This window comes from Pseudomonas sp. Pseusp11 (genome assembly GCF_047304405.1).
Classification (GTDB): domain Bacteria; phylum Pseudomonadota; class Gammaproteobacteria; order Pseudomonadales; family Pseudomonadaceae; genus Aquipseudomonas.
Window position 1 is genome coordinate 20955 of the sequence record NZ_JBGLZF010000018.1, and the last position, 11062, is coordinate 32016.

At 55.7% G+C, this 11062-nt stretch carries 11 protein-coding genes and 2 pseudogenes; 6 read left to right on the forward strand and 7 right to left on the reverse strand.

The features are described from left to right. Window positions 1-34 precede the first annotated feature (34 nt). Together ACCC96_RS16355 and ACCC96_RS16360 are read left to right on the forward strand one after the other, a co-directional pair. On the forward strand, window positions 35-394 hold the full coding sequence (locus tag ACCC96_RS16355) for a hypothetical protein (protein WP_413696311.1): 360 nt from the start codon (window positions 35-37) through the stop codon (window positions 392-394). 51 nt (window positions 395-445) lie between these two features. Next, the gene (locus ACCC96_RS16360; protein ID WP_413696312.1) at window positions 446-1594 is read left to right on the forward strand and encodes a PQQ-dependent sugar dehydrogenase; all 1149 of its coding nucleotides are present in this window, start codon (window positions 446-448) and stop codon (window positions 1592-1594) included. 54 nt (window positions 1595-1648) lie between these two features. On the opposite strand, the pseudogene rimI reads toward ACCC96_RS16360, so the two are convergent. After that, window positions 1649-2095 (reverse strand): annotated as a pseudogene (gene rimI, locus ACCC96_RS16365) (ribosomal protein S18-alanine N-acetyltransferase); the annotation flags it as partial. A gap of 200 nt (window positions 2096-2295) precedes the next feature. Here rimI and ACCC96_RS16370 point away from each other — a divergent pair. Then, window positions 2296-3774 carry a RimK family protein gene (locus ACCC96_RS16370; RefSeq protein WP_413696313.1) on the forward strand — a complete coding sequence of 493 codons (1479 nt, stop codon included), beginning with the start codon at window positions 2296-2298 and terminating at the stop codon, window positions 3772-3774. On the opposite strand, the gene ACCC96_RS16375 is transcribed toward ACCC96_RS16370, so the two are convergent. Beyond that, on the reverse strand, window positions 3749-4066 hold the full coding sequence (locus tag ACCC96_RS16375; protein ID WP_086944227.1) for a DUF2834 domain-containing protein: 318 nt from the start codon (window positions 4064-4066) through the stop codon (window positions 3749-3751). The genes ACCC96_RS16370 and ACCC96_RS16375 overlap by 26 nt on opposite strands. A 249-nt stretch (window positions 4067-4315) precedes the next feature. Here ACCC96_RS16375 and ilvA point away from each other — a divergent pair. Further along, window positions 4316-5311 (forward strand): annotated as a pseudogene (gene ilvA, locus ACCC96_RS16380) (threonine ammonia-lyase, biosynthetic); the annotation flags it as partial. Window positions 5312-5341: 30 nt separating this feature from the next. Here ilvA and eco read toward each other — a convergent pair. Then, complete coding sequence (eco, locus tag ACCC96_RS16385; protein ID WP_413696314.1) at window positions 5342-5824, reverse strand: serine protease inhibitor ecotin; 483 nt, start codon at window positions 5822-5824, stop codon at window positions 5342-5344. 390 nt (window positions 5825-6214) lie between these two features. Between eco and ACCC96_RS16390 the strand changes: the two genes are divergently transcribed. Continuing rightward, window positions 6215-6484 (forward strand): DUF1652 domain-containing protein, encoded by a 270-nt coding sequence (locus ACCC96_RS16390; RefSeq protein WP_026286409.1) that lies wholly within the window; start codon window positions 6215-6217, stop codon window positions 6482-6484. Here the strand turns inward: ACCC96_RS16390 and ACCC96_RS16395 are convergent. Further along, window positions 6481-6879 (reverse strand): hypothetical protein, encoded by a 399-nt coding sequence (locus ACCC96_RS16395; protein ID WP_413696315.1) that lies wholly within the window; start codon window positions 6877-6879, stop codon window positions 6481-6483. The two genes, ACCC96_RS16390 and ACCC96_RS16395, sit on opposite strands and share 4 nt — an antisense overlap. A gap of 90 nt (window positions 6880-6969) precedes the next feature. Beyond that, the gene (locus tag ACCC96_RS16400; protein ID WP_413696316.1) at window positions 6970-7239 is read right to left on the reverse strand and encodes a DUF2790 domain-containing protein; all 270 of its coding nucleotides are present in this window, start codon (window positions 7237-7239) and stop codon (window positions 6970-6972) included. 507 nt (window positions 7240-7746) lie between these two features. Here ACCC96_RS16400 and ACCC96_RS16405 point away from each other — a divergent pair. Next, window positions 7747-8043 carry a hypothetical protein gene (locus ACCC96_RS16405; RefSeq protein WP_258668517.1) on the forward strand — a complete coding sequence of 99 codons (297 nt, stop codon included), beginning with the start codon at window positions 7747-7749 and terminating at the stop codon, window positions 8041-8043. A gap of 82 nt (window positions 8044-8125) precedes the next feature. On the opposite strand, the gene ACCC96_RS16410 is transcribed toward ACCC96_RS16405, so the two are convergent. Together ACCC96_RS16410 and ACCC96_RS16415 are read right to left on the reverse strand one after the other, a co-directional pair. Then, window positions 8126-10255 carry a lipase family protein gene (locus ACCC96_RS16410; RefSeq protein ID WP_413696317.1) on the reverse strand — a complete coding sequence of 710 codons (2130 nt, stop codon included), beginning with the start codon at window positions 10253-10255 and terminating at the stop codon, window positions 8126-8128. Between the two features lie 12 nt (window positions 10256-10267). Further along, window positions 10268-11062, reverse strand: coding sequence for a hypothetical protein (locus ACCC96_RS16415; protein ID WP_258668514.1), 795 nt, complete (start codon window positions 11060-11062; stop codon window positions 10268-10270).

Sequence of the window (11062 nt, forward strand, 5' to 3'; positions counted from 1 at the left end):
ATGAAGCGTTGCACGCGCTTTTAGAGAGGTCTCCATGAACCGATGTGTGTTCGGCGTCATCGCACTGGCATTGAGTGGCGTGCTGAGCAGCCTGGCCCTGGCCGACGCCGCGCCGCCAGCTTCGCCCTTGCTGCTGGCCCAGAACCTGCCGGGCAGCACCAATAACAATCCTTACAACAACCCGATCCGCCGGGCCAATCCCAACAGCATGCAAGGCACGCGCCCCGGCATCCCGGTGATCCGCGGGCCGAGTACGGCGCCTGTGCCGCGACCACCGACCCTGGAGAACGGCGGTATCGGCAACCGTTACCCGCAGGATCGCCAGGCTCCCGCCAGCCCACCGACATTCATACCCAATCCACCTCATCGGGACGCAGACACCAGCAACCGTTGAACGGCAGGACAGAGGTCTTGCCAGCCATTTTGACGACAAAAGGAATCGTGCATGTTGCGTAAGACCCTCCTGACCACGCTATTTGCCGGCGTAATGATCACCACCGCGCCCGTGTTTGCCGCACCCGCCCAAGAGCTGAAAAGTGAGGAGGGCATCCTCGAGGTCACGCCGATCGTTAAAGGTCTGGAGCATCCCTGGGCGCTGGCGTTTCTGCCCGGTCGCCAAGGGATGCTGGTGACCGAACGGCCGGGCAACCTGCGGGTGGTCAGTGTCGATGGCAAACTTTCGAGTCCGCTCAGCGGTGTGCCTCAGGTCTGGGCCAAGGGGCAGGGCGGGTTGCTCGATGTGGTGTTGTCGCCCGACTTCAAGCAAGACCGAATGGTCTATCTGTCTTATGCCGAAGGCGGCGGTGAGGGCGGCAAGGCGGGTACGGCGGTCGGTCGCGGACGGTTGTCGGAAGACCTGACGGCCCTCAAGGATTTCAATGTGATCTTCCGCCAGGAGCCCAAGCTTTCGGTTGGCAATCACTTCGGCTCCCGTCTGGTGTTCGACCGCGACGGTTATCTGTTCATCACTCTGGGCGAGAACAACGATCGACCCACGGCGCAGGACCTCGACAAGCTGCAAGGCAAGGTCGTGCGGATCTATCCGGACGGCAAGGTGCCGAAGGACAACCCCTTCGTCGGGCAAAAAGGCGTTCGCCCGGAAATCTGGTCCTACGGCCATCGCAACCCGCAAGGCGCGGCGCTCAACCCCTGGAGCGGCACGCTCTGGGAAAATGAGCACGGCCCCCGGGGCGGTGACGAAGTCAACATCATCGAGCGTGGCAAGAACTATGGCTGGCCGATAGCAACCCACGGCATCAACTATTCCGGCCTGCCGATCCCGGAAGCCAAGGGCAAAATCGTCGAGGGTACCGTGGGCCCACAGCATGTCTGGGAAAAATCCCCCGGCCTCAGCGGCATGGCGTTCTACGATGGCGATCGCTTCAAGGCCTGGCAGCACAGCGTGTTTATCGGCGCGCTGGTGGGCCAGGAGCTGATCCGCCTGCAGTTCGACGGCGACAAGGTTGTTCACGAAGAGCGGTTGTTGGGTGAGCTGAACAAACGGATTCGTGATGTGCGGCAGGGGCCGGATGGATACCTGTATGTGCTGACCGATGAAGACGATGGTGCCTTGTATAAGGTTGGGTTGAAGTAAACAGACTCGCACAACCTTTTAGCAGCTGGCGTAGCCTGTGTTCGGCAGCTGCTACAGAACGTGTTTCTCCAGTCGCAGCGCGTCGGCATGGTCCTGGTAATAGTCATGAATCAGCCCGAATCGCCGATAACCGTTGCGTTCGTACAGAGCGATTGCCATCGGGTTGTCGATGCGCACTTCAAGTCGCAGGTAGGCGCAATCGTGCTCAAGGGCGCAGGCTTCGGCGCGTTCGAGCAATTGCTTGCCCAGCCCACTGCCGCGAGCATCAACGGCGATCGCAATCGAGTACAGACGTGCCCGTGACGTACCCCGGTGAAACAACACCAGCGCATACCCCACCAATCGCTCGCCGCGTTGGGCTACCAGCAGTTGCCCATGAGCCCGGCTGATCATCCATCGAAAACTGCGCCGGTTGAGCCGGTCGGTGGTGAAGCATTGCTGTTCGAGTGCCAGCAGCGCTGGAACGTCTTCAATGACCGCCAGGCGAAAAACAGGATTCATATGACCGCCGTAAAAGTTGCGTAACGAAACGGGACTTTCGAAAAAGTTCGTGCTTAATAGGAAAGGTCTTGTTCTCCAACGGATCAATCACTATGTCAGCGGTACAAGGTCATTGGCGCGAAGTATCCGAACAAACGTTGCCGACGGCAATAACTTCTGCAAACTATTTAAATGCCTCGATCAGAACTTCCAGTCCGTTGATGATAATCGTCGAACGCAAGGAAGACTGGGCCTCATACTTTCCCAGTGAAGACATCGTCACCGCCCAGGAATACCTCGAACAGACCCGTAACAACGAGCAGGGCGAACGGGTTCAGGTGATCAACCTGTGCCGCAGTTACAAGTACCTCGGGCACGGTTATTACTGCTCGCTGTTGGCCGAAGCGCGGGGGCACAAGGTGATTCCGTCGGTGCGGACCATCAGCGAGCTGACCCGAAAGTCCCTGTATGGCCTGGCCTTGGACGATCTGGATAAAACCCTGGAAAAAGCCTTAAGTCATCATGTTTACAGCGATACCGAAGGTTTCACCTTGACCCTGTACTTCGGCCAGACCTCAATCGAGCCATTACAGGAATTGGCTCGACAGTTATTCGAGGTTTTTCCTTGTCCGATATTGTTAGTTGAATTTCGTCGAACTAACGGTTGGCACATCGAAGGTGTAAAGTTCGGCACCCTGCATAAGTTGCGTGAAGATCAGGAAGATCAGTTTGCAAACGCGCTAGATAGTTTCAGTCGCAAGATCTGGCGCCTGCCACGCTCTCGGCGCTTGGCCCGTTATGACTTGGCCATTCTGCACGACCCGCAAGAAGCATTGCCGCCCTCCAACTCCAAGGCTCTGGACAATTTTGTCAGGGTCGGAAAGACGCTGGGCATCGATGTTGAACTGATCGAACGCAAGGACTACGCCCGAATCGCCGAATACGACGGGCTGCTGATACGCGAGACGACAAGCGTCGACAACCACACCTACCGTTTCGCGAAAAAAGCCGAGAGTGAAGGCCTGGTGGTGATGGACGATCCGGCGTCGATCCTGCGCTGTACCAATAAGGTTTACCTGACTGACTTGCTCAAGAGCCATCAACTGGGCATGCCGGCCACTGAAATCCTCTACAAGGAGCGACCGGAAGACTTTGAGCGGGTAGGCGAGCGTCTGGGGTTTCCTTTGGTGTTGAAAATCCCCGACGGCTGTTTCTCAAGGGGCGTCATCAAGGTCGAAAGCCAGCAAGCCTTGCTCAAGGCCACCGCCGAACTGTTCGAACACTCGGTGTTGCTACTGGCTCAGGAATTCTTCTACACCGAGTACGACTGGCGCATTGGTGTGCTCAACCGCAAACCAATTTTTGCCTGCCAGTACTTTATGTCCAAGGGCCATTGGCAGATCTACAACCACAAGGCCAAAGGCCAGGACATCAACGGCGAATGCCGCACCCTGGCGGTTCACGAAGCGCCGCGAGCGGTGGTTGAGCTGGCGGTGAAAACCGCGAATCTCATTGGCGACGGACTCTATGGCGTCGACCTCAAACAGTCCGGCGACAAAGTGGTCGTGATCGAAGTCAACGACAACCCGAACATCGACGCCGGCATCGAAGACGCGTACCTGCAGGACGATCTGTACACGCTGGTGCTGGAAGAGTTCGTCCGGCGGCTGGAGCTCAAACGCCGTGGTCAGGCTTGGTGAGTCCCCGTACCACCAGATACAACAACGGCCCCACAGACACGAAAATCGCCGTCACCAACAAATAAGGAACCACCGACAACCCTGACTGCCCGCGCTTGCGCGCATCCCGGTACATCCAGATACCGGCAAGCGTTGCCAACAGGTACAAATCAATGACCACCTGCGCGGTATCGGGCCGTGACATCAGGCTGATCCCGAAGTCGAGCAACGACTGTTCGGCTTGCAGCATCACCGAAACGGTGTAGCCGGCGAAGGCGATCAGGGCAACGAGGGGCAGGGCGACAGACTTCATGGTTTCCTTCCTTGGGACGAATGAGCAGAATCGCCAGCCTACAGCGCCCGTTGAAAATTGGCCATTGACTTGCCATCAGCGTCCGGCTAATTTCCAGCCATGACTTCCACCGTATTGCGCTGCCAGCCAAGCATTATTACCGCCATTCCTTATTTGGCGGGCTAGCTCACGACTGCAGCACCCAACCCGCCCTAGAGGCGGGTTTTTAGTTTCTGTCTCTTGGGCTCCGATCAACGTCAGGAGACGACCATGAACAGCACCCCCGCCCAGCAGAGTTTGCTTGAGCATTACGTGAAAAAGATCCTCGCCGCGCCGGTCTACGAACTCGCCGTGCGCACGCCGCTGCAAGCGGCACCGGCCTTGTCCGAGGCGTTGGGTAATCAGATCCTGCTCAAGCGCGAAGACTTGCAACCGACTTTTTCCTTCAAGATCCGTGGTGCTTACAACAAGCTGGTGAACCTGAGCGATGAACAGAAGGCTCGGGGCGTGATCACCGCATCGGCAGGCAATCATGCCCAAGGCGTAGCGTTGGCGGCTCGCGAGTTGGGGATTGCCGCCACTATCGTCATGCCCTGCACGACGCCGGAATTAAAGGTGTTGGGTGTGCGCAGCCGGGGTGCCGATGCGGTGCTGCACGGCGAAAGTTTTCCGTTTGCCCTGGCCTATGCGCTGGACCTGGCACAGCAAACCGGCCGCACCTTTGTCTCGCCCTTCGACGACCCGGACGTGATCGCCGGGCAGGGCACCGTCGGCATGGAGATCCTTCGTCAGCACCAAGGGCCGCTGGATGTGATCTTTGTGCCGGTGGGCGGTGGTGGCTTGATCGCCGGTATCGCCGCGTACGTCAAATACCTGCGCCCGGAAGTGCGCATTATCGGCGTCGAGTCGGAACATTCCGCCTGTTTGCGGGCGGCCTTACAGGCCGGCGAACGGGTTGTGCTGCCAACCGTCGGCACCTTCGCCGATGGTGTGGCCGTCGCCCAGATCGGCGCGCATGGTTTCGAGGTCTGCCGGTTTTGCGTCGATGAAGTGCTGACCGTCAGTAACGACGAACTCTGTGCCGCGATCAAGAATATCTACGACGATACCCGCTCGATCACCGAACCTTCCGGCGCCCTGGCCGTGGCGGGCATCAAGCAGTACGTGGCGCAGACCGGCGCCCGAGGGCAGACCCTGGTGGCCATCGATTCCGGCGCGAATATCAACTTCGACAGCTTGCGTCATGTGGCCGAGTGCGCCGCATTGAGCGGCGCCCCGGCGTGAGGGATGGACCAGTTATTCCTGAACGGCGTTCTCGACGCGGCTCGACGCCGACCAGATCCGGTAGCGCACTTCAACATCATTGGGCACGTAGAGCACGATCGGCAATTTGCTGTTGTAGCGCAGCTTGAAACCGTCACCGACCACCGGCACGAAGTCCTGCTTGCGCTTGCCGTCAGGACAGGCCATCAGGGTGCTCATCGGGCCGGTGACTTTTTCCAGCCGGTAGAACGGGTAACCCCAGCCTTCGAGGTTCTTTTCCTCAAGCATGCCGCCCAGACGCTGACGGTTGCAGTCGACGGTCAGGGTCTTGCCGGCCAGAATTTCGACCTGGTAGGCGTCTTCCTGTTTTTGCGGGGCGAGATGAATGACCTGGCGGGTAAAGCCGCTCTCCGGTTTGGGATACGGCGCGACGCCTTCGAGTGTCGCGGCCTGGGCTACGGACGACAGAACGGCAATTATCAGCCCGACGGTCGTGTTAAAGGGCAAAGCACCCATAATGCCTCCTTGCGTGTGTGTGGGGTCAGCAGATACTGAACGGATGGCCACATTCTCACTGCCGTCCTCGGTCAATGCAAACCCGCCATCAGAGATGGGTTGCAAAATGCAGGTATCGAAAACAGTCCTTTCTTGCATTTTGCATGACGTGATGTGTTGCCTTCTTTGTTAAACCCTTGATTGGCCGACGAGCCGCAGGGCGAAATTCCGGGCATGTTTTATGCTGAAGCTGTCTTGAGCTGACCACGGTCCCGTTGAGTCAGCGCTGAAACAAAAAAACGGTCGGACGTTGGAACGATGAAGCCCGCAAGGAAGAAAAGAACGGGCGATCTGAGCTCCGACCGACAATTGATTTTCGATTGGCAATCTCACAATACCGAGAGGGTGGCCATGTTTCTTTCTGCCTTGGAATTACGCAATATCGTTGAAAGCAGTTTTCTTCCGAAACGCTGCCAATGCACGCTATCGCCGGATCTGTCGATGACCGTCAAGGTGTATTCGGACAACGAGACTGACCATCTCGACTTGTGCGTTACCGGCATAGACGCCCATCGCCTCAATGGGTGTCGGGAGATTAATCATCTGATCGCCGAGTTACGCACCGACCTTGAGCACAAGACCCATAGCCATTTGCCCAGCACTAAGTCGAAAGCTCATTAGCCGACTGTTTCACCCAATTCGAGCGACACGCGCCGGGTCTGGATAAACCCCAGACCCAGCGCTGATTCAACCAGGATCGCCAGCAAAATACCCGGCCCGGCATGACCATTGAGCCATTCGCCGAAGCCCAGTGTTGCCAAACCGAAACAGCCAACGATAAACCCGTTGCATATCGCACTTCTCGCCGTCGAGGGCGGTGCCTGCCGCACGAGATAAAACATCACCCCAAGCGCACCGAACAGCACCGCACTGCGCCTGGCCACAAAACCCGCTGCGGGCGAATACTCGATACTCCAGATCGCCAGCAACCATTGCGGCATCAAACCCCACAGCAGCGCCAGCAGAAAGCAAAGCGCGGCGGTGAACGTCGACAGTGTGCGAAACGAGAACGGCATGGCGAATCCTTTCGGCGGTAGAGGGGACGCCAAAGCATAGCGTCAGAATCCCCGCAGGCCTACCGCCAAGTGCCGAATCAGAATCGTCTGTCAGCTCTGATAACTGCACGCGTCAGAAAGTTTTCGATAGGTAATTTCCACAGGCTTGCCCGAGGTGCTATCGATGTACTTCATGTCCGCCGTGACTACTTCGCAGTCCAGCGTCGACGGTTCGGTCATGGAAATGACCTTGCCCACATTCAGAGGCATACCGTAGTGATAAGGCACGGCCTGGGAGGACGACGTATCGTTGGCCTGAGCAAAACCGGCGAGTGCGGTGCAGGCGAGGGCGGTGGTCATCAGCAGTGTTCGCATGTTCATGATGGGTCTCCAGTGCAGAGGGGAAGCCAGTTCGATGCAAGAGCGTCGAACTTGCCGCACTGGGCGTCAGAGGGTGCTGAGGGAGTGCGGTCCAGTAAAGTTTTGGACCATGGGGTTAAGCGATGGTTAACCGGGCTGGATGCCGCCTGTCGTGAGGAGGTTTCTGTCAGAGGTTTCATGTAGGCAAAAAACTGCGGGAGCTTCGGCGTGTTCCTACAGGCGTGGTTGCTTTGTCGTCTTTCGCCGGCCGGCTGCGAGCGTTTACTGTTTGGCATCGCCGCAAAATCAGCGAACAGGTTTGGTCACCTGACTAACACTGCACATATATGTGCCATCATTCGCTCTGCGGACTTCTACGTCTCGTAGTGCGTTGCAATGGTGGCTGTGTGCAGGACGCTTTCGGGCGAGCCGTTTTGAGTGTTAGCGGTTGACCAAGCCTGTACACAGCCGCCTCCCATCGTTTGGTCACGGTGCTGGCGATTACTAACTAATACTCGAGTAATTACTATGCCAACGATAAATCCGTTTCCCGATCGTTACCGTTCAATCAAAAGTGGCCTTACCGACTCAAATCCCTTGGTGATCGACACAGAAGCCAATCCCCAAGACATCCTCGAATCCGCCCTCCAGCGCATCCGAGCCTCCAGCCAGTTACTTGAAACGCTCCACTGCCTGTGCTTCAAGCACGGTGACGTTCAAGACATCCCGCACATTACCCATGCGCTTTATCTGCTGACTCAGGATGGTTACGACCTGCTGCAGGTTGCGCAGCAGCGGATGATGGGCTGGAAAGCGCCTGCCTGACACCACAGCATGACAAACAAGCCAGTCCCTTATGGTCGCTGGCTTGTTTGCGGGACACACTAATTCATTGCTGTCCTGAAAACTAAGCCGTCCTCAGTTCACTGCTTCCCGCTTGAGGAATCATCGCGAGCTGGACCTCGACAGTATTTTCTTTTTTCGCCATCCAGCGATCGACGTTGATTTTATGTTCCGGCGCCTGGGTGGCAGAACCGTAAATGTCTTCGGGCGTCAGTTTAAGGAAGCTCAAGGCGTGCAGCCGTTGCCGGGCGGTATTCAATCGACCTATTTCCGCTCTCAGTAAACTCGCTTCTCGCTGGCTTGCCTGACGGTCGTATTGGAAGGAGTTGTTCAGTTCAGCTTCCTTCGTCTTCAAACGGTCCTGCATTTCTTGCAGTTGGTAGTAGACCTGATCGTACTCAGTCTTGGTCACCACCGTGGTTCCGCTTTCCTGGGTTTGCTGCCAGCGGCGCAATGTTGCCCAGGCGTACGGAATGTAGGAGGGCACCATGAAGTGATCGCTCATGTGGAACAGTTGCTTCACAAAAGCGGCACGGTCGGGCAGGTCCCCGACCTTTTTCAATGCCTTGGTGCAGGCGGCCTCTTCGATGGAGTCGCAACCTGGATCCCAGAGAACAGCGGATTGCTCACGTCCTTTAAAGTGGACGGGCATGAAGTGGTGCAAATTACCGTGGTGCCCGTATGGCGCGCCGCCAGCTCGCGACAGGCCTATGGCGAAAATAAGTGCGCCTAAAGGGGCGGTGACAAAACTGATGATTACGCCGGGCACCCAGATACTTTTACGAGTGTTCATCCAGGGCGCGGGAACACTTGGGATCGGGTCGTTGTTGTTGACCATGCGGTGATGGGCCAACTCTGCCGCGCCGTTGACGAAGTCTGCGTCGCCGGCTCGTGGGGAGCCGTAGGTGTAGAGAAGGACGTTGAATTTTTTGGTGTCGCGTCGAAGCGCTTCTGCAAGTAATGTTGCAATGGCTCCACCGAGGCTATGACCACAAACAATGACCTTTTGGTCTACGTGGAAACTCTCAAGATAGGTCAGAACAAAAGTACTCATAGCTCTATAGGCATCATAAAAGCCTTGGTGAGCTTTGCCTACGCCACCCGTGATAGGAACTTGCTCTGCATCGGTGTCTCGCAAGAAGTCCGCGCCCTCTAAAGTCCCTCGGACCGAGATTAGAATAATTTCATCATGGTGGGTTATGAACGCCTGGGTATCGGTGCCACCTTCGGCTTTGCCATCATCGAAGAAGTGCCATGTGGCAGGGGACTCTTGATTTGGACCCAATTCAGGTTTGTTTTGCTTGTACAGCGTGGGGTCGAATGGCAGGATCTCGAAACGCTTCGAATAAGGTATATCTTCATAAAGCGGGTAATAAGCAGTTGTTTGGTCTTTATTGACTTTCCAGGATTCCCTGAAACTGGCAAGGCTATTGCCAAACATATACCCGACGCTCGGGTCCAACGGGAATGATACTGTGTCGGTAGGCTGTTCGGCTGGTTCTTGGCCGAAGTTGCTGTAACTCAAACTGGCAAACAAAGATAGTTGATACAAATTCAAGGCGCTGAAATTATTGTCTTTCGATAGCATGGGACGGAAAGCCCGTAGCGGACGAACTTCAAGGACCGTGTGTTTGTCTGGAAGAAGAACAACGCCCCGTAATTCTGGTTTTTCCGGACCAAATCCGAGGTCACCCATTACGTTAAGGAGGTTGTAGTTTGGCGGATGCGCGCTTTTTGAAAGGGGAGGAAGATGAGCGAATTTCTCAACCAGATCTCTCACTTCGACATGAAAGAACTGGTCTGCTTTTGCTTTTGCAGGGTTATTTTCAACTCGCAGACCGTCCTTTCGCAGGAAACGGGTTTTTTCGGCCCGTACCTGCAATTCGCTGATTTTTAGTGGATAGTTCAGTCGTGTCATTAACCATTTGTAGTCCTTCTCGTCTCCTTTATAGGCACTATCAACGGTGAGGACCACGGGCCCTTCGTAAGTGTCACAAACTTTGGCAAAGCCTTCAGAATCTAAAATTCCTTCATGAGATTGTTCGGCACTATCTACAAGTTTGTAAGCTAAACCTGCATAGGGTTTACCATTCCCTGACTCATCCACAAGTTGAAAGCTAACCCAAGTGCCCCTGAGTGGGCAGGCTTGTTTAGTGTCAGTCAGTAGCGGTTGTACTGGTTTTTTTACCGGCATGTGTGAATTTCCTTATTCGGTGCAAGTCGGATAGACGGTGCAGTCACGTCCATCTGGCATTTTAAAAGGTTTAAAATTTGTTTTATTGTCTCCGCAGAACGCGTAGGGGTCTTCAAGGCTGTCACCCATGCAGCGTTTCCAGCCAGCAGGGAACTTCACCCAGTTATCACCTACGGCCGGGCTCTCCTCGCTTGAAATAGCGAAAATTACTTTTATGGTCTTTCCCGCGAACTGAGCACGTTGCATGGGCGCTTTAACATCTGAGTCACTTGCCTGATCCGGCGTTTCCACAGATTTACATTTCAGAAGCTTTACAATGTAACGGTCAGGTCCAGCAGTGCGAAAGAACCATTGGCACTGCTTCTGCAATACCAAAACTGAGGGAGGAACGGGACTGTCTGCATTTCCATCTCGGAACGAGACCCCTGTGTGGGCCCTGCCTACATTCCGGAAGTCAGCACCATATTTGGCATCAACCTCATATGCAAAGGTGTCAAGAACCAAAGGGCAGCCACCTTCATTGCTGGTTAGTGGTACTTCGAAATGTGCCGTCTGAGCATCATTATTAAGCTTTTGCTCAAAAAATTTTAAGCCAGGATAGTTTCTGCCTTTTCGAGGCGGGACTTTGCAGCTTTCTCCGGTACGAGGCACATAGGATGCTTCGCCTTTAATGCTGAATCCGGGTGGCAGTTCAGTTATTAGCGTGAAGCTATCCTGTTGTGCAACGGAGCATCCTGTAGCCCCGAGCGTCCCCAAGCCGATGGCCGCAGCTCGAACAAGCCCAGTGAAAAAGTCTCGAGAAAACAT